The sequence below is a fragment of the Rhizobacter sp. P5_A1 genome (assembly GCF_056400745.1).
On record NZ_JBFUKR010000005.1, the window covers coordinates 169499 to 188088 of the forward strand.

An 18590-nucleotide genomic window follows, 5' to 3' on the forward strand; every position below is an offset into this window, starting at 1 on the left:
TGGCGCCCCAGACGCTATAATCCTCGGCTGACGTTAGCGCGGCAAGAGTGACAGCAGCACCTCCGGGCCCCGGCCACCCTCTGACCCAGGGTCCCCATTGCGGGTTACAGGCCACCCTTTCCCGCAAGGGCTGCGCCCCGAGTCCATCGGAAAAATGTTCACCCTCAGCTTGCCCGCCCGCAGCCGATCCGGTGCTGAATTTCGGCGCGAGTCGGCCGAATTCCGCATTGGCTTGTGTTGAATTGTGCTGCGCCATGCGCAGCGCGAAGGCCGGGCCGCCGGCAAGCTGGCCCATCACCATCCGAGGATTTGCATGACCGCGAAGAAAAGCGCCCCCGCCACGGCCACCAAGGCCGCGCCAGTCGCCGAGGCGAAGACGGCCAAGGCCACCGCCAAGGCGAAGGCCGACGACACGAGCAAGAAGGCCGCGAAGCCCGCGGCCAAGGCCGTCGAGGTGGCGCCGAAGGGCAAGCCGGGGCGCAAGCCCAAGATCGACGAGAAGGCGAAGAAGTCGGAAGACAACGACGTCGACCTGTCCGACCTCGAGGCCGATCTCGAAGGCGAACCCGAGGTCGAAGCGGCCGCGGACGAAACCAAGGTCAAGGCCAAGCCGCTGCGCATGAAGGTCTCGCGCGCGAAGGAGCGCGCGCTGATGCGCGAATTCGGCCTCGAAGAGACGGCGCTGACCGAAGAGGAAGCGACGAAGCGCCGCACCGAGCTGAAGACCCTGATCAAGATGGGCAAGACGCGCGGTTTCCTGACGCACCAGGAGATCAACGACCATCTGCCCGAGAAGCTCGTCGACGCCGAAATCCTCGAGGCGATCGTCTCGATGCTCAACGACATGGGCATCGCGGTCTACGAGCAGGCGCCGGATGCCGCCACGCTGCTGATCGCCGGCGGCGGCACGACCACCGCGACCGAGGAAGAGGCTGAAGAAGCCGCCGAAGCGGCGCTGTCGACCGTCGACTCCGAGTTCGGCCGCACGACCGATCCGGTGCGCATGTACATGCGCGAGATGGGCACCGTCGAGCTGCTGACACGCGAGGGCGAGATCGAGATTGCAAAGCGCATCGAAGGCGGCTTGCAGGCGATGATGTACGCGATCAGCGCGTCGCCGACGACGATCGCCGAGATCTTGAGCTACGCCGACCGGATCGGCTCGGGCGACATGAAGATCTCCGAGGCGGTCGACGGTTTCGTCTCCGAAGACGAGGCCGACGACTACGTCGCCGAGGAAGACGTCGACTTCTTCGACGAGGAAGACGACGACGACGGCCAGGGCGGCAGCAAGGCGCTGACGAAAAAGCTCGAGGAGCTGAAGGTCTCGGCACTTGCAAAGTTCGAAAACCTGCGCATCAACTTCGACAAGATGCGCAAGGCCTTCGAGAAGGATGGCTACCAGTCGCCCTCGTACAACAAGGCCCAGCAGGCGATCAGCGCCGAGCTGATGACGATCCGCTTCACGGTCAAGACGATCGAGAAGCTGTGCGGCATCCTGCGCTCGCAGGTCGATGACGTGCGACGCTACGAACGCGAGCTGCGCAAGATCCTGGTCGACAAGTGCGGCATGCCGCAGGAATACTTCATCAAGCATTTCCCGCCGAACCTGCTGAACCTGAAGTGGGCCGAGAAGGAAGTGGCGGCGAACAAGCCGTACAGCGCGATCCTCGCGCGCAACCTGCCGCCGGTGCAGGAACTGCAGAAGAAGCTGACCGACCAGCAGGCGCGCGCCGTCGTGCCGCTCGATGACCTGAAGCGCATCAACAAGCGCATGAACGAAGGCGAGAAGGCCTCGCGCGATGCGAAGAAGGAGATGATCGAGGCCAACCTGCGTCTCGTGATCTCGATCGCCAAGAAGTACACCAACCGCGGCCTGCAGTTCCTCGACCTGATCCAGGAGGGCAACATCGGCCTGATGAAGGCGGTCGACAAGTTCGAATACCGCCGCGGCTACAAGTTCTCGACCTATGCGACCTGGTGGATCCGCCAGGCGATCACGCGTTCGATCGCCGATCAGGCGCGCACGATCCGCATCCCGGTGCACATGATCGAGACGATCAACAAGATGAACCGGTTGTCGCGCCAGCACCTGCAGGAGTTCGGCTTCGAGCCCGACGCGCCCACGCTGGCCGAGAAGATGGAGATCCCGGAAGACAAGATCCGCAAGATCATGAAGATCGCGAAGGAGCCGATCTCGATGGAAACGCCGATCGGCGACGACGACGATTCGCATCTGGGCGATTTCATCGAGGACACCAACAACACCGCGCCGATCGAGGCCGCGATGCAGGCCGGCCTGCGCGATGTCGTCAAAGACATCCTCGACAGCCTGACGCCGCGCGAGGCCAAGGTGCTGCGCATGCGCTTCGGCATCGAGATGTCGACCGACCACACGCTCGAAGAAGTCGGCAAGCAGTTCGACGTGACGCGCGAGCGTATCCGCCAGATCGAAGCCAAGGCGATCCGCAAGCTCAAGCACCCGAGCCGCTCCGACAAGCTGCGCACCTACCTCGACACGCTCTGACCCGGCACCGGCCATGACCCGCGTCGTCGAGCGTACGGTGCTGTTCGCCGACCTGCGCGGCAGCACCTCGATGTACGAGACGCTCGGCAACACCGATGCGACGGCGGTCGTCACGCAGAGCGTCGCGCTGCTCGCGCGCATCGTCGTCAACCACGCCGGGCGCGTCGTGAAGACGCTGGGCGACGGGTTGATGGCGATGTTCGTGACGCCCGAAGCAGCGGTCGCCGCGTCCGACGAGATGCACGAGTCGCTCGAGCGCATCGGCGCGCCGGGCGATCGCGGGCTCGCGGTGCATGCGCGTGCCGTGCCGCTGAAGCTGCAGGTCGGCCTCGCACACGGCGAAGTGGTCGAGATGTCGGGCGACGTGTTCGGCGATGCGGTCAACGTCGCGGCGCGCCTGATCGATCACGCGGGCGACAACGAAACGCTGGTCACCTCGACCGTTCTCGAAGGCCTCGACCGCGCCGGCCAGACGCGCTTTCGCAGCCTCGACCGGATGCAGCTGCGTGGTCGCGTCGAGCCGGTGCACGTCTACCTGCTCGAAGCGGCGCGCCGCTTCGGAGACACCGCGGCGACCGCGTTCGGCGACATCGCCGCGCCAAGCCCGGAGCCCGAAGGCATCCGCCTCGTCTGGCTCGACCAGAACCGCATCTATGCCGGCACCAGCCTGCCGCTGATCCTCGGCCGCAGCCCGCAGGCGACCTACATCATCGACGACACGCGCGTCTCGCGCTCGCATGCGCGCATCGTCTGGCATGGCGGCACGTTCCAGCTCACCGACCTCAGCTACAACGGCACCTATGTGCGCTTCGATCACGACCCCGAGATCATCGGGCTGCGCCGCGGCAGCTGCACGCTGCATGGCAACGGCACGATCGGGCTCGGCGCGCCGCCTTCGGATCCCGCGAGCCCGTGCGTGCGCTTCGAAATCCTGAAGTTCGCCGACACCCATCGCCAGCCGCCACCCGAGTTCGGATGAGCTTCGCGCCCGAGCCCGAATTCAAGCATGGCAACCCGGCGCGCACCGCGGTGCTGCTGTGCAACCTCGGCACGCCCGACGCGCCGACGCCATCGGCCGTGCGCCGCTACCTCGCGGAGTTCCTGAGCGACCGCCGGGTCGTCGAGATTCCCCGCCTGCTCTGGCTCATGATCCTGCACGGTGTGATCCTGCGCACCCGGCCGGCGAAGTCGGCAAGGAAGTACGCGAGCATCTGGACCAGCGAAGGCTCGCCGCTGCGCCTCTGGACCGAGAAGCAGGCCAAGCTGCTCGGCGGCTATCTGGGCGAGCGCGGCCACGCAGTGACGGTGCGCTGCGCGATGCGCTACGGTCGACCTTCGATCGCTTCGGTGCTCGACGCGCTGAAGGCGCAAGGCGTCACGCGTGTGCTCGTGCTGCCGTTGTACCCGCAGTACTCCGGCACGACGACCGCGAGCGTCGTCGATGCCGTCTGCGAGTGGGCGCGGAACGTCCGCAGCCTGCCGGAGCTGCGCTTCGTCAACCGCTACCACGACGACCCGGGCTACATTGCCGCGCTCGCGAAGCGCGTCAACGACCACTGGCAGTCATACGGTCGCCCCGACAAGCTGGTGCTGAGCTTCCACGGCGTGCCGCGGCGCACGCTGACGCGCGGCGACCCGTACCACTGCGAATGCCTCGCGACCGCGCGCCTGCTCGGTGCGCGGCTCGGCCTCGCGCATGACGACAACATCCTGGTCACCTTCCAGAGCCGCCTCGGCCGCGCCGAGTGGTTGCAGCCGTACACCGAACCCACCGTCGTCGGCCTGGCGAAGCGCGGCGTCAAGCGGGTCGATGTGCTGTGCCCCGGCTTCACGTCCGACTGCCTCGAGACGCTCGAAGAGATCGACCAAGAGGTGCGCGAAGCGTTCCTGCAGGCCGGTGGCCAGGAGTTCCATTACCTGCCGTGCCTGAACGATCAGCATGAGTGGATCGCCGCGCTGTCGACGCTCGCGATCAGGCATATGCAGGGCTGGCCGACCGCGACGCGAGCCGACGATGCCGCGGCGCTCGAAGCGCAGCGCCAGCGTGCGCTGGCGGCCGGCGCGCGAGTCTAGGCGCGCCTAGGCTTCGGCGCGCAGCCCGCGCCCACGCCAGATCTTCAGCACGCGCGGCAGCACCAGCACCGCGAGCACGGCGACCATCAAGCCCAGCGAGCCGGGCCGCTCGACGAACACGCCCCACTTGCCTTCGCCGATCGACATCGCGTTGCGCATCTGCGCCTCGGCCAGCGGCCCGAGGATCATGCCGATCACGACCGGGGCGGCCGGGAAGTCGAAGCGCCGCATCACCAGGCCGAGCAGGCCGATCGCGTACAGCAGGACCAGGTCGAACGCCGACTGGCGCATGCCGTAGACGCCGACGGTCGCGAAGATCAGGATGCCCGCATAGAGCTGCGCCTTCGGCACCTTCAACAGTTTGACCCACATGCCGACCAGCGGCAGGTTCAGCACCAGCAGCATCACGTTGCCGATGTAGAGCGACGCGATCAGCGCCCAGACCAGCGCCGAGTTCTTGTCGAGCAGCTGCGGGCCCGGCTGGATGCCGTAGTTCTGGAACGCACCGAGCAGGATCGCCGCGGTGTTCGAGGTCGGGATGCCGAGCGTCAGCAGCGGGATCAGCGTCGCGGTGATCGCCGCGTTGTTGGCCGCCTCGGGGCCGGCGACGCCCTCGATCGCGCCGATGGTGCCGAACTCTTCCTGGTGCCGGGACAGCTTCTTCTCGACCGCGTAGCTCAGGAAGGTCGGGATCTCGCTGCCGCCGGCCGGGATCGTGCCGAAGGGGATCCCGATCGCGGTCGCGCGCAGCCAGGCCGGCCACGAGCGCTTCCATTCCGCGCGCGTCATGTGGACCTTCGACAGCTTGTTCTGCGTCTCGACGGCGCGCCCTTCGTAGAGCATCACATACAGCGCCTCGGCGACCGCGAACAGCCCGACCGCGATCAGCACGACCTCGATCCCGTCCATCATCTCGGGCACGCCGAGCGTGTAGCGCGCCTGGCCGCTGATCTGGTCCAGACCGATCAGGCCGATCGCCAGGCCGATGAACAGCGACGTGAGCCCGCGCAGCGTGCTCTTGCCCAGCACCGCGCTGACCGTCACGAAGGCCAGCATCATCAGCATGAAGTACTCGGGCGGCCCGAGCAGCACGGCGTATTTCGCGACGACCGGTGCGGCGATCGTGACGACCACGGTGCCGATCGTGCCGGCGACGAACGAGCCGATCGCGGCCGTGGCCAGCGCCGCGCCGGCGCGGCCGTTCTTCGCCATCTTGTTGCCTTCCATCGCCGTGACCATCGAGCCGGCCTCGCCGGGCGTGTTCAGCAGGATGGAAGTCGTCGAGCCGCCGTACATCGCCCCGTAGTAGATGCCGGCGAAGAAGATCATCGAGCCGGTCGGTTCGACCTGCAAGGTGATCGGCAGCAGCATCGCGACCGCGGTCGCCGGCCCGATGCCGGGCAGCACGCCGATCGCGGTGCCGATCGTGCAGCCGGCCAGTGCCCACAGCAGGTTGACCGGCGTGCCGGCGGTGAGGAAGCCCTGGATCAGTTGGTCCCAGATGTCCATCGCGGTTCCGTCAAAGCCAGCCGCCGGCGGTCAGGCCCGGCAGGTTGATCGCAAGCAGCTTGGTGAACATCCAGTACACCGGCGCGGCGATGCAGGCGCCGACCAGCGCATCCTTCGCGAACGCCTTCGGCGACCAGTCGGGCGCGCCCTGCGAGGCCTTGTAGCCACGCACCGCGAGCACGAAGCACAGCGTGCAGCTCAGGATGAAGCCGATGTGGGTGATCAGCAGCGCGTTGAGCAGCATGCCGGCCGTGACCCAGCCGAAGCCCGGCCAGTAGCCGCGCGCGTCGCCGGAAGGTTCTTCCATTTCGCGGAAGCCGCCGCTGACCGATTCCCAGGTCAGAAAGCCGCCGCACAGCGCGAGCGCGACCGCGACCACCCACGGCACGAAGTTCGGCCCGACGCCGCCGTAGCCGGCCTCGGAACTGATCTGCACGGCGCCGACCGCCATCACGACCGCGAGCACGATGGTCCCGACGCCGATCAGCGTCTGCGGCAGCTTCGCCACGATCAAACCATGCCCGACTTGACCATCACCGCGCGCAGCGAGGCGAACTCGTCGTCGACGAACTTGTCGAAGGCCGGGCCGGTCAGCAGCGCGGGCGTCCAGCCGTTGCGCTCGATCGCCTCGGCCCAGGACTTGTGCTTCGACGCCGTGACGATCAGCTCGGTGAGCACCTTGCGCTGTTCCGGCGTGATGCCGGCGGCGCCGTACACGCCGCGCCAGTTGCCGATCACGACGTTGTAGCCCTGTTCCTTCATCGTCGGAATTTCGACGCCCTTCAGGCGCGTCTCCGAGGTCATCGCGATCGCGCGCATCTTGCCGGTCTTGATGTATTCGGAGAATTCCGACAGGCCGCTGCCGCCGACCGTGACGTTGCCGCCGAGGATCGCCGCGATGGCTTCACCGCCGCCGCGGAACGCCACGTAGTTGATCTTCGCCGGGTCGACGCCGACCTCGCGCGCCAGCATCGCCGCGGCGATGTGCTCGGTCGATCCGCGCGAGCCGCCGCCCCACTTGACACTGCCCGGATCCTTCTTCAGCTGGTCGACGACGTCCTTCATCGTCTTCAGCGGCGAACTCGCCGGCAGCACGAACACGTTGTACTCGCTCGACAGGCGCGCGATCGGCGTCGCCTGCGAAAGCTGCACCGGCGGCTTGCCGGTGATGATGCCGCCGAGCATCACCGCCCCCATCACCATCAGCGCGTTGCCGTCGCCCTTGTTGCTGTTGACGAACTGCGCCAGGCCGATCGTGCCGGCGGCGCCACCCTTGTTGTCGTAGCTGACCGTGCTCGCGGCGCCGGAATCCATCAGCGCCTTGCCGAGCGCCCGGCCGGTCGTGTCCCAGCCGCCGCCGGGATTCGCCGGGATCATCATCTTCAGGCTCGCCACGGCCCAGGCCGGAAGCGGCAGCGCGCTCGCGGCGGCGAGCGCGGCGAGAGACTTGAGGAAGGCATCGCGACGCATGGTTCGATCTCCGTGATTCTGGAATGGCACGATGGTCGATGCTGGCGCGCCAGCCTGTCAATCGGCTGTCGACCCGCCTAGGGGAAACACGAAGCCCGAGCCTGCTACCGTTGCCGCATGAAGATTCTGCTGGTCGAAGACAACCTCGCGATGCAGACGACTTTGCAGCGCACGTTCCAGCGCCGCGGCATGCAGGTCGTCACCTGCGCCGACGGCGCGCGGGCGCTGGACCGCTGGCAGGCGAGCGTGCCCGACGTGGTGCTGCTCGACCTGAGCCTTCCGGGCCTCGACGGCCTGCAGGTGCTGGCCCAGGCACGTGCGGCCGGGCTGAAGACGCCGGTGCTGATCCTGACGGCGCGCGGCACCGTCGGCGACCGCATCCTCGGCCTGAACAGCGGCGCCGACGACTACCTGCCGAAGCCCTTCGACCTCGACGAGCTCGAAGCCCGCGTGCGCGCGCTGGCGCGCCGCTTTGCGCCGCCGGCCGACGCCGCGGCCGACCCCGCCAACGAGTTCAGCGGCCTGCGCTGCGATACCGACAGCGGCGCGATCTACTTTCGCGGCGAGCCCCTCGAACTCGCGCCGCGCGAGACCGCACTGCTGCGGGCGGTGCTCGCCAAGGCCGGCCAGGCGGTCGCGAAGGAGCGACTGTCGGAGCTGGTGTTCCCCGGCGAGTCGCAGGTGCAGTCCGATGCGATCGAGGTCGTCGCCTACCGCCTGCGCAAGAAGCTGGCACACACCGGCGCGCAGCTCGTCACCTTGCGCGGACTGGGCTACCTGCTGAAGGCGTCGGCTTGAAGATCGGCGAGCGCTTGTCGCTGCGCAGCCGGCTGCTGCTCGGCATCCTGTTGCCGGTGCTCGGCTTCGTGCTGGTCAACGCCGTGAGCCTGTACAGGCAGGCGCTGCGCTCGGTCGACACGGCCTATGACCGCACCTTGCTCGCGTCGGCCAAGTCGATCGGCGAAGACCTCGAGGTGATCGGTGGCGACGCCGGCGCCCACCTCGGGGCGACCGTGCCCTACTCGGCGCTCGAACCCTTCGAGGCCGACAACCGAAGCCGCATGTTCTACAAGGTCAGCGGCTTCCGCGGCGAGATGGTGTCGGGGTTCCAGGACCTGCCGACCTGGCACGGCAAGGTGCCCGACAAGGGGCCATATGCCGCGCTGGTCGACTTCTACGACGACGCGTACCAGGGCCAGCCGGTGCGTGTCGCGGTGCTGCTGCAGCCGGTGTCGGGAGCCGCCGGGCTCGGCGTCGCGACGATCCAGGTGGCCGAGACCCTGGAATTGCGCGAGACGCTCGCGCGCCAGATCCTGATCGACACGGTCTGGCGCCAGGTGGCGCTGCTGGCGCTGATCGCCGGCGTCGTGGTCGTCGTCGTGCAGCGCGCGACCCGGCCGGTGCGCGCGCTGAGCGCGCGCATCAACGCGCGCAGCGCGAACGACCTGAAGCCGATCGAGCTCAGCGGCGCACCGCGCGAACTGGCGCCACTGGTGGCCGCCACCAACCAGGTGATGGAGCGCCTCGGCCACCTGCTCGAACACCAGAAGCGCTTTGTGCGCGACACCTCGCACCAGCTGCGCACGCCGCTGGCGGTGCTGAAGACCCAGGTCCAGTCGGCGCTGCGCGGCGACGTGGAACCCGGGCAGGCGCTGCTCGAGATCGACCACACGGTACGGCGTGCGACCGAACTCGCGAACCAGATGCTCGCGCTCGCGAAGGTCGAACAGCTGCGCCAGCAGGGCGACGCCCCGGTCGTCGACTGGGCCGAGACCGTTCGCGCCGTCGCACTCGACGTCGCGCCGCTGATCGCCGAGCACCGGCTCGATTTCTCGCTCGACGTGGTGCGAGCGCCCGTGCGGGCCCACGAATGGGCGCTGCGCGAGCTGGTGCGCAACCTGTTGCACAACGCGGTCAAGAACTCGCCGGACGATTCGTCGCTCGCGGTGACGATGGCGCGCGATTCGCACCACGTCGCGCTGACGATCGCCGACGGCGGCCCGGGCATCCCGGCCGAGCAGCGCGGGCGCCTGTTCCAGCCCTTCGCGGCCGGTGCGCCGGCGAGCGACCTGCAGCGCGGCGCCGGACTCGGTCTGGCGATCTGCCACGAGATCGTCGCGTCGCTTGGCGGCAGCATCGCGCTTGAGAATCGCGTGTTGCGCGCCCATGTGCAGGGTCTCGATGCCACGGTTCGGCTGCCCTTGACCGACAATCCGCCCTGATGAAGGAAATCTCGACCAAGCCGACCGACAGCAAGGTCCGGCTCGACAAATGGCTCTGGGCCGCCCGCTTCTTCAAGACCCGCAGCCTGAGCGCCGACGAGATCGGGCGCGGCCGGGTGCAGGTCAATGGCCAGGCCGCAAAGCCCTCGCGTGAAGTGCGCGTCGGCGACAGGATCGAGCTCCGGCAAGGTCACGTCGCCCGTACCGTCGTCGTCACCGCCGCCGGCGAACAGCGCGGCCCAGCGACGCACGCGGCGACGATGTTCGAGGAAACGCCCGAGAGCATCGAGCAACGCACGAAGCAGGCGCTGGAGCGGCGCATGAACGCCGAGCCGTCGCTGGCCATCGAGCAGGGCCGCCCGACCAAGCGCGACCGGCGCCAGCTGGCCGACTGGAACCGCTGGAGCGCGTCGGTCGAGCCCGAATAGCCCGGTCCGGCCGAGCGACCGGCCCGGAAAAATTCTTCCAATCCCCTCTTGAACCTGAGGGCAATCGCCTCACATGGGGCGCTACGGAAAACATCCAACGCCATGACGAACATCGACCCGACCCAACCGAACCCGGAGCCAGGCGACGCCGCGAGCGCCGCCCAGGAGACCGCCGCGACCTTCAACGCCGAAGCAAAACTGCAGGAACTCGAAGCCAAGCACGCCGAGGTCTCGGACGCCTACCTGCGCGCCAAGGCCGAGGCCGAGAACACCCGGCGTCGCGCCGAGGACGAGATCGCGAAGGCCCGCAAGTACGCGGTCGAAGGCTTCGCCGACAGCTTGCTGCCGGTCAAGGACAGCCTTGAAGCCGCGATCGCACTGCCCGAGGCCTCGCCCGAGCAGATGCTCGAAGGCGTGCATGCCACGTTGCGCCAGCTGGTCTCGGCGCTCGAGCGCAACAAGGTCGTCGAGATCAACCCGAACGCCGGCACCAAGTTCGACCCGCACCAGCACCAGGCGATCAGCGTCGTGCCGGCGGCGCAGGAGCCGAACACCGTCGTCGCGGTGCTGCAAAAGGGCTACCTGATCGCCGACCGGGTGCTGCGCCCGGCGCTGGTCACGGTGGCGGCGGCGTCCTGAAGTACTCCACAGGTTCAGGCTTGAAAGCCCACACCTTATCCACACGTTAAGAACAACCCAATCCCAGTCTCAGGAGCACACCACATGGCCAAAATCATCGGCATCGACCTCGGCACCACGAACTCGTGCGTGTCGATCATGGAAGGCAACACCACCAAGGTGATCGAGAACAGCGAAGGGGCACGCACCACGCCGTCGATCGTGGCCTACCAGGAAGACGGCGAGATCCTCGTCGGCGCCTCGGCGAAACGCCAGGCCGTCACGAACCCGAAGAACACGCTGTACGCGGTGAAGCGCCTGATCGGCCGCAAGTTCACCGAGAAGGAAGTGCAGAAGGACATCGACCTGATGCCCTACAAGATCGTCGCGGCCGACAACGGCGACGCCTGGGTCGAGGTGCGCGGCAACAAGCTCGCGCCGCAGCAGGTCAGCGCCGAGACGCTGCGCAAGATGAAGCGCACCGCCGAAGACTACCTCGGCGAGACCGTCACCGAAGCGGTGATCACGGTGCCGGCCTACTTCAACGACGCACAGCGCCAGGCCACCAAAGACGCCGGCCGCATCGCCGGCCTCGACGTCAAGCGCATCATCAACGAGCCGACCGCGGCCGCGCTCGCGTTCGGCCTCGACAAGACCGAGAAGGGCGACCGCAAGATCGCCGTCTACGACCTGGGCGGCGGCACCTTCGACATCTCGATCATCGAGATCGCCGATGTCGACGGCGAGAAGCAGTTCGAGGTGCTGTCGACCAACGGCGACACCTTCCTGGGCGGCGAAGACTTCGACCAGCGCATCATCGATTACATCGTCACCGAGTTCAAGAAGGACCAGGGCGTCGATCTGACGAAGGACGTGCTCGCGCTGCAGCGCCTGAAGGAGGCCGCCGAGAAGGCGAAGATCGAACTCTCGAGCAGCACGCAGACCGACATCAACCTGCCCTACGTAACCGCGGATGCCTCGGGTCCGAAGCACCTGAACATCAAGCTCACGCGCGCCAAGCTCGAGGCGCTGGTCGAAGACCTGATCGAGCGCACGATCGCACCGTGCCGCACCGCGATCAAGGATGCCGGCGTCGCTGTCGGCGCGATCAACGACGTGATCCTGGTCGGCGGCATGACGCGCATGCCGAAGGTGCAGGAGAAGGTCAAGGAGCTGTTCGGCAAGGAGCCGCGCAAGGACGTGAACCCCGATGAGGCGGTCGCGGTCGGCGCCGCGATCCAGGGCCAGGTACTGGCCGGCGATCGCAAGGACGTGCTGCTGCTCGACGTGACCCCGCTGTCGCTGGGCATCGAGACGCTCGGCGGCGTGATGACCAAGATGATCAAGAAGAACACGACGATCCCGACCAAGTTCGCGCAGGTGTTCTCGACCGCCGACGACAACCAGCCGGCCGTGACGATCAAGGTCTACCAGGGCGAGCGCGAGATGGCCTCGGGCAACAAGAGCCTGGGCGAGTTCAACCTCGAAGGCATCCCGCCGTCGCCGCGCGGCATGCCGCAGATCGAGGTCAGCTTCGACATCGACGCGAACGGCATCCTGCACGTCGGCGCGAAAGACAAGGGCACCGGCAAGGAAAACAAGATCACGATCAAGGCCAACTCGGGCCTGACCGAGGCCGAGATCGAACAGATGGTCAAGGACGCCGAAATGAACGCGGCCGAGGACAAGAAGAAACTCGAGCTGATCCAGGCCCGCAACTCGGCCGACGCGATGATCCACAGCGTCAAGAAGAGCCTGACCGAGCACGGCGACAAGCTCGAAGCCGGCGAGAAGGAGAAGGTCGAAGCGGCGATCAAGGAATCCGAAGAATCGCTGAAGAGCGAGGACAAGGCCGAGATCGAAGCCAAGACCGAGGCGCTGATGACGGCGAGCCAGAAGCTTGGCGAGAAAATCTACGCCGAGTCGCAGGCCGCCGCGGCGGCAGCGGGCACGGGCGCCGAACAGCCGCAATCGGAAGCCGCTTCGGCCAAGTCCGCGGCCGACGACGAAAACGTCGTCGACGCCGAGTTCAAGGAAGTCAAGAAGGGCTGATTCCCTTCCCCCGACCATCGCCGGTTTCGGACGGAGTTGCCTTGCGCGAGGCAGGCTCCGGCTGAAACCGGCGTTGGTGTTTGAAGCAGACGAGAGATCGATTCGACCGGAGCCTGGATTTCATGGCCAAACGCGACTACTACGACACACTCGGCGTCCCGAAGAACGCCAGCGAAGACGACATCAAGAAGGCCTATCGCAAGCTCGCGATGAAGCATCACCCCGATCGCAACCAGGGTGACGATGCGAAGAAGTCGGAAGAGAAGTTCAAGGAGGCCAAGGAGGCCTACGAGATGCTGACCGACGCGCAAAAGCGTGCCGCGTACGACCAGTACGGGCACGCCGGCGTCGATCCGAACATGAGCCGCGGCGGCGGCCCGGGTGCCGAGGGCTTCGGCGGTTTCGCCGAGGCGTTCGGCGACATCTTCGGCGACATCTTCGGCGGTGCGGCCGGCGGCCAGCGCCGCGCCAGCGGTCAGCAGGTGTTCCGCGGCAGCGACCTGAGCTACGCGATGGAGATCACGCTCGAAGAGGCCGCACACGGCAAGGAAACGCAGATCCGCATCCCGTCGTACGAGACCTGCGAGACCTGCAAGGGCAGCGGCGCGAAGCCGGGTACGAGCCCGAAGGTCTGCAGCACATGCAGTGGCCAGGGCACGGTGCACATGCGCCAGGGCTTCTTCAGCATCCAGCAGACCTGCCCGCACTGCCACGGCACCGGCAAGATCATCCCCGAGCCATGCACGACCTGCGCCGGCCAGGGGCGGATCAAGAAGAACAAGACGCTCGAGGTCAAGATCCCCGCCGGCATCAACGAAGGCATGCGCATCCGCTCGAGCGGCAACGGCGAGCCGGGCACGAACGGCGGCCCGGCCGGCGACCTCTACATCGAGATCCGCATCAAGCAACACGAAATCTTCGAGCGCGACGGCGACGACCTGCACTGCACGGTGCCGGTCGGGCTGACGAGCGCCGCGCTCGGCGGCAGCATCGAGGTGCCTACGCTCGGCGGCAAGGCCGAGATCGAACTGCCCGAAGGCACGCAGCACGGCAAGACCTTCCGCCTGCGCGGCAAGGGCATCAAGGGCGTGCGCTCGAGCTACCCGGGCGATCTGTATTGCCATGTCAGCGTCGAGACGCCGATCAAGCTCACCGAGCACCAGCGCAAGCTGCTGAAGGAACTCGACGACGCGTTCCGCAAGTCGGGTGACCGGCATTCGCCGAACGCCAAGACCTGGACCGATCGGGTCAAAGACATCTTCAAGTGAGCCCGGGCCGGCGGCTGCGGCCTCACCTGCGCCGACAATGCCGCACATGATGATGCAGCGCAGGACATTCGCCGGCCTCTCCGATGCGCACGCGGGCTGGAACCCGCTGACGCTGGCCGTGCTCGCTGGCGTGTGGATTGCCGCGCTGCCGAACTGGCCGCTGTGGCGCACATTGCTCGCGCTGCCCGAGAGCGCGTCGCCGCGCGGCCTGCTGTTCATCGCCGGCTTCGGCGCGATGATCGCGGCGCTCAGCGCGCTGCTGCTGGCGCTGCTCGCATGGCGCCGAACGATCAAGCCGGCGATCGCGCTGCTGCTGATCGCCGCGGCGCTGGGCGCGCACTTCATGGGCAACTACGGCGTCGTGATCGACACGACGATGATGACCAATGTCGTGCAGACCGACCCGCGCGAGGTGCGCGATCTGCTGAACCCGCGGCTGCTCGGCAGCCTCGCGCTGCTCGCCGGCCTGCCGCTGCTGCTGCTCTGGCGCGTTCCGGTGCGGGCCTTGAGCTTCTGGCGTCAGGGCGGACGCAACCTGCTCGGGATCGTTGCGCTGGCGCTCGTGCTCGCGGCACTGATGTTCGCGCTGTTCGCCGATCTCTCGGCGACGATGCGCAACCACCGCACGGTGCGCTACCTGATCAACCCGCTGAACTCGCTGTATGCGCTGGTCGATCTGGGCCTGCAGTCGCGCGCCCGGCCGAGCGGGCCGCCGCTGCCGATCGGCGCCGACGCACGCGTGCTGCCACGCCCGGCGGGCGCAAAATCGCCGCTGCTGGTGCTCGTTGTCGGCGAAACCGCGCGCGCCGACCACTTCGCGTTGAACGGCTATGCGCGGCCGACGGACCCGGAGCTATCGAGCCTCGACGTGCTGAGTTTTCGCCAGGTGATGTCCTGCGGCACGAACACCGCGGCGTCGTTGCCCTGCATGTTTTCGCACCTCGGCAAGCGCACGTTCGAGTCGCGCGACCAGGATCACGAGAACCTGCTCGACCTCGTTCAGCGCGCCGGGCTCGCGGTGCTGTGGCTCGACAACCAGGCCGGCTGCAAGGGCCTGTGCGAACGCGTACCGCATGCCTATGCGCGGGAGCCGGTCGCCGGCGGGCCGGCGTTGCCCGCCGCGCTGTGCGATGGCGACGAGTGCCTCGACGAAGCGCTGCTGCACGGCATCGACGCACGCCTCGCCGCGCTGCCCGATGCGGCCCGCGAGCGCGGGGTGCTGCTGGTACTGCACCAGATGGGCAGTCACGGACCGGCCTATTTCAAGCGCAGCCCGCCCGCGCGCAAGCCGTTCCAACCCGAGTGCACGACCAACGTGCTGCAGCAGTGCGAGCACCAGGCGCTGATCAACGCCTACGACAACTCGATCGCCTACACCGACCACATGCTGGCGCAGACGATCCGCTGGCTGACGCTGCAGCAGCCGCGCTACGACACCGCGATGCTCTACGTCTCGGACCATGGCGAATCGCTGGGCGAAAACAACCTCTACCTGCACGGCCTGCCCTACGCGGTGGCGCCGGTCGAGCAGAAGCACGTGCCGATGCTGCTGTGGCTCGGCGCGGGAGCGCAAGCCGATGCGCGCTTGCAGCCAGCCTGCCTGCGTGCCCAGCGTGACGCCGCGCTGACGCACGACAACCTGTTCCACTCGACGCTCGGGCTGCTGGGCGTGCGCGCTGCCGAGTACAAGCCGCAGCTCGATTTTTTCGCGCCCTGCCGCGCACCCTGAACGCGGGGCGTTCGGGCCGGCCAAAAAATCCCGGGGAGAACCATGTCCGCTCAAGCCGACTCGCTCAAGTCGATCCTGTTCGCGCTCGGCGCCAACTTCGCGATCGCCCTCGCGAAGAGTGCCGGCGCGGTCTTCACCGGGTCGGCCTCGATGCTGGCCGAGGCGATCCATTCGTTCGCCGATTGCGCCAATCAGGCCTTGCTGCTCTGGGGCCTGAAGGAGGCGAAGCGCAGCGCCTCGGCCGACCATCCGCTGGGTTACGGCCGCGCGATCTACTTCTGGAGCTTCATCGTCGCGCTGATGCTGTTCAGCATGGGCGGGCTCTTCTCGATCTACGAAGGCGTGCACAAGCTGCACGCGACCGAGCCGATCCAGTATGCGTGGGTGGCAGTCGGCATCCTCGCGTTCGGCGTCGCGGCCGAGTCGGTCTCGCTGTGGGGCGCGCTGCGCGAGATCAACAAGGAGCGCGGCGCGCAAGGCCTGTGGCAATGGTTCCGCACATCGCGCCAGAGCGAGCTCCTGGTGATCTTCGGCGAAGACCTCGCCGCACTCGGCGGACTGCTGCTGGCGCTGGCCTTTGTTCTGCTCGCGATGGTCACCGGCAACCCGATGTGGGATGCGATCGGCTCGATCTGCATCGGCGTGCTGCTGGTGCTGGTGGCGATCCTGGTCGGCGTCGAGGTCAAGGCCCTGCTCGTCGGCCAGAGCGCGGAGCCGCGGGTGGTCGCGCGGATGCGCGCGCATCTCGAAGCCGAGGCGCAGGTCGAACAGGTCTACAGCCTGATCACGCAGCAGCTGGGCGGCGAGGTCATGGTCGCAGTGAAGGCCAGGATGCGCCCGCAGGCCTCGGATGTCGCTTTGATCGGCGCAGTCAACATCGTCGAGCGCGGGCTTCATGTCGCGTTCCCGCAGGTGCGCTGGGTCTTCTTCGAGCCCGATCTGCGCGACTGACGCCGCGAGCCGGCACGCCGCTCAGCCGAACAGATCGATCTGCCCGTCGCGGCGCGGTGCCAGCGGCCGCTTGAACTGCGTCAGGTCGAGCTCGATGCGCGTGCGGTTCAGGCCGAGCCGCGCCGCCGTCTTCCGGAAGCGCTGCTCGAGCAGCTGGGCCCAGACGCCCTCGCCTTTCATCCGTGTGCCGAAGCTCGCGTCGTAGTCGCGCCCGCCGCGCATCTCGCGCACGCGCGCCATCACGCGCGCCGCGCGCTGCGGAAAGTGCTGTTCCAGCCACTGCTGGAACAGTGGGTTCACCTCCCAGGGCAGCCGCAGCACGATGCTGAACGCCGAGCTGGCGCCCGCCTCGGCCGCCGCTTCGAGGATGTGCTCGAGCTCGGGCTCGTTGATGAACGGGATGACCGGTGACACGCTGACCCCGACCGGCACACCGGCCTTCGCCAGCGCCTCGATCGTGCGCAGCCGCCGCTGCGGCGATGCCGCGCGCGGCTCCAGGATGCGCGCGAGCGCCGGGTCGAGCGAGGTCACCGAGATGTAGACCGCCGCCAGCCCGCGCTGCGCCATCGGCGCGATCAGATCCAGGTCGCGCTCGACGCCCGACGACTTGCTGACCAGCGAGAACGGGTGCGCGCACTCGGCCAGCAGTTCGATCAGCGCGCGCGTGATGCACAGCTTGCGTTCGATGGGCTGGTAGGCGTCGGTCGCGGAGCCGAGGTTCAGCAACGATGGCCGGTAGCTGCGGCTCGCGAAGGCTTCGCGCAGGCGTTCCGCGGCGTTCACCTTCGCGACGATGCGGGTCTCGAAGTCGAGCCCGGGCGACATGTTCAGGTAGCTGTGCGTCGGCCGCGCGAAACAGTAGATGCAGCCGTGCTCGCAGCCGCGGTACGGGTTCACCGACAGGTCGAACGAGATGTCGGGCGAATCGTTGCGCGACAGGATCGACTTGGCGTGCTCTTCGATGATCGTCGTCGTTGGCGCGAGCTTTTCCTCGGTGGCCTGCTGATCCAGCGTGCCCCAGCCGTCGTCGTAGGCCTCGCCGAGCCGATGCGTGAACCGATGCTCGATCGCCCAAACCGTGCCGCGGCCCTTTTGGGGTTCCCGCGCGTTCGCCGCGGGATCGTCCCGCTCCGATGCATCGATTCGTCGGCTTCCTTTCATACTGTGAATATACACAGTCTCGACGCGTCCGCAAGCGAGCGCTGCCCCGAGGTCGCACGCGCAGGTCTTGCAGGGGCTATTCTTCGCACCAAAGGTCAATCGAATGTCAATCCAACACATCAACTCCGGATCGACGCAGGGCTATCAAGTCCGCGTCGGCCCGCGACACGCCTCGATGACGAAGTTCTTCGCGGTGCGCAAGTACGGCGGCGTGCGCAAGGCGCTCGCGCAGGCGCGAGCCGCCGAGGCCGAACTGAAGAAACTCGCACCGCCGACCACACCGCGAAAGGGTGCGCGCGTCGTCGCCCAGACGAACAACACCAGCGGTGTGATCGGCATCCGGCCGCGCCTCGTGCGGTTTTCGGAGCACCCCTACCTGTATTTCGTCGCCTCCTGGAGCGTCAACGGCAAGCCGCGCTCGACCAGCTACTCGGCCGAGCGCCATGGCAGGCTCGATGCACTCAGGATGGCCATGGAACGGCGCGAGAAGGCGACCGGGATCAAGTACGAGATGACGCCGAAGCAGGCGTTGAACCGGATGAAGCACCTGCTCAGCGCGCGCTGAGCTGCCGGTCATCACGC

General features: G+C 67.4%; 16 protein-coding genes. 12 read left to right on the plus strand and 4 right to left on the minus strand.

Annotated features, from left to right (window positions below):
- The first annotated feature begins 313 nt into the window (after window positions 1–313).
- Genes rpoD through hemH form a run of 3 tightly spaced genes read left to right on the plus strand, consistent with a single transcriptional unit; the run spans window position 314 to window position 4600 of the window.
- Window positions 314–2527, plus strand: coding sequence for an RNA polymerase sigma factor RpoD (rpoD, locus tag AC1DTW_RS07385; protein ID WP_477980378.1), 2214 nt, complete (start codon window positions 314–316; stop codon window positions 2525–2527).
- A gap of 13 nt (window positions 2528–2540) precedes the next feature.
- Entirely contained in the window at window positions 2541–3506 is a 966-nt protein-coding gene (locus AC1DTW_RS07390; protein WP_477980379.1) for an adenylate/guanylate cyclase domain-containing protein, read from the plus strand.
- Window positions 3503–4600 (plus strand): ferrochelatase, encoded by a 1098-nt coding sequence (gene hemH / locus AC1DTW_RS07395; protein WP_477980380.1) that lies wholly within the window; start codon window positions 3503–3505, stop codon window positions 4598–4600. Before AC1DTW_RS07390 ends, hemH begins: the two co-directional genes overlap by 4 nt.
- Before the next feature lie 6 nt (window positions 4601–4606).
- Here the strand turns inward: hemH and AC1DTW_RS07400 are convergent, their stop codons facing one another.
- Genes AC1DTW_RS07400 through AC1DTW_RS07410 form a run of 3 tightly spaced genes read right to left on the minus strand, consistent with a single transcriptional unit; the run spans window position 4607 to window position 7579 of the window.
- Window positions 4607–6109 (minus strand): tripartite tricarboxylate transporter permease, encoded by a 1503-nt coding sequence (locus AC1DTW_RS07400; protein ID WP_477980381.1) that lies wholly within the window; start codon window positions 6107–6109, stop codon window positions 4607–4609.
- 10 nt (window positions 6110–6119) lie between these two features.
- Window positions 6120–6617 (minus strand): tripartite tricarboxylate transporter TctB family protein, encoded by a 498-nt coding sequence (locus AC1DTW_RS07405; protein WP_477980382.1) that lies wholly within the window; start codon window positions 6615–6617, stop codon window positions 6120–6122.
- Between the two features lie 2 nt (window positions 6618–6619).
- Window positions 6620–7579, minus strand: coding sequence for a Bug family tripartite tricarboxylate transporter substrate binding protein (locus AC1DTW_RS07410; protein ID WP_477980383.1), 960 nt, complete (start codon window positions 7577–7579; stop codon window positions 6620–6622).
- Between the two features lie 117 nt (window positions 7580–7696).
- Here AC1DTW_RS07410 and AC1DTW_RS07415 point away from each other — a divergent pair, with 117 nt between their 5' ends.
- The 8 genes from AC1DTW_RS07415 (at window position 7697) to AC1DTW_RS07450 (ending at window position 16847) form a co-directional block, all read left to right on the plus strand.
- On the plus strand, window positions 7697–8377 hold the full coding sequence (locus tag AC1DTW_RS07415) for a response regulator transcription factor (RefSeq protein ID WP_477980384.1): 681 nt from the start codon (window positions 7697–7699) through the stop codon (window positions 8375–8377).
- A complete protein-coding gene (locus AC1DTW_RS07420; RefSeq protein ID WP_477980385.1) occupies window positions 8374–9801 on the plus strand; it encodes a sensor histidine kinase in 1428 nt (475 codons plus the stop codon). The genes AC1DTW_RS07415 and AC1DTW_RS07420 overlap by 4 nt, the downstream gene beginning before the upstream one ends.
- On the plus strand, window positions 9801–10229 hold the full coding sequence (locus tag AC1DTW_RS07425) for an RNA-binding S4 domain-containing protein (RefSeq protein WP_477980386.1): 429 nt from the start codon (window positions 9801–9803) through the stop codon (window positions 10227–10229). Before AC1DTW_RS07420 ends, AC1DTW_RS07425 begins: the two co-directional genes overlap by 1 nt.
- A 102-nt stretch (window positions 10230–10331) precedes the next feature.
- Window positions 10332–10868, plus strand: coding sequence for a nucleotide exchange factor GrpE (gene grpE / locus AC1DTW_RS07430; RefSeq protein WP_477980387.1), 537 nt, complete (start codon window positions 10332–10334; stop codon window positions 10866–10868).
- A gap of 84 nt (window positions 10869–10952) precedes the next feature.
- Window positions 10953–12899, plus strand: coding sequence for a molecular chaperone DnaK (gene dnaK, locus AC1DTW_RS07435; protein WP_477980388.1), 1947 nt, complete (start codon window positions 10953–10955; stop codon window positions 12897–12899).
- A 122-nt stretch (window positions 12900–13021) separates the two neighbouring features.
- The gene (gene dnaJ, locus AC1DTW_RS07440; RefSeq protein ID WP_477980389.1) at window positions 13022–14167 is read left to right on the plus strand and encodes a molecular chaperone DnaJ; all 1146 of its coding nucleotides are present in this window, start codon (window positions 13022–13024) and stop codon (window positions 14165–14167) included.
- Window positions 14168–14213: 46 nt separating this feature from the next.
- Window positions 14214–15896, plus strand: coding sequence for a phosphoethanolamine transferase (locus AC1DTW_RS07445; RefSeq protein ID WP_477980390.1), 1683 nt, complete (start codon window positions 14214–14216; stop codon window positions 15894–15896).
- A gap of 42 nt (window positions 15897–15938) precedes the next feature.
- On the plus strand, window positions 15939–16847 hold the full coding sequence (locus AC1DTW_RS07450; RefSeq protein WP_477980391.1) for a cation diffusion facilitator family transporter: 909 nt from the start codon (window positions 15939–15941) through the stop codon (window positions 16845–16847).
- A 21-nt stretch (window positions 16848–16868) separates the two neighbouring features.
- Here the strand turns inward: AC1DTW_RS07450 and AC1DTW_RS07455 are convergent, their stop codons facing one another.
- On the minus strand, window positions 16869–18008 hold the full coding sequence (locus AC1DTW_RS07455; RefSeq protein WP_477980392.1) for a PA0069 family radical SAM protein: 1140 nt from the start codon (window positions 18006–18008) through the stop codon (window positions 16869–16871).
- 103 nt (window positions 18009–18111) lie between these two features.
- Here AC1DTW_RS07455 and AC1DTW_RS07460 point away from each other — a divergent pair, with 103 nt between their 5' ends.
- Window positions 18112–18573, plus strand: coding sequence for a hypothetical protein (locus tag AC1DTW_RS07460; RefSeq protein ID WP_477980393.1), 462 nt, complete (start codon window positions 18112–18114; stop codon window positions 18571–18573).
- Window positions 18574–18590 lie beyond the last annotated feature (17 nt).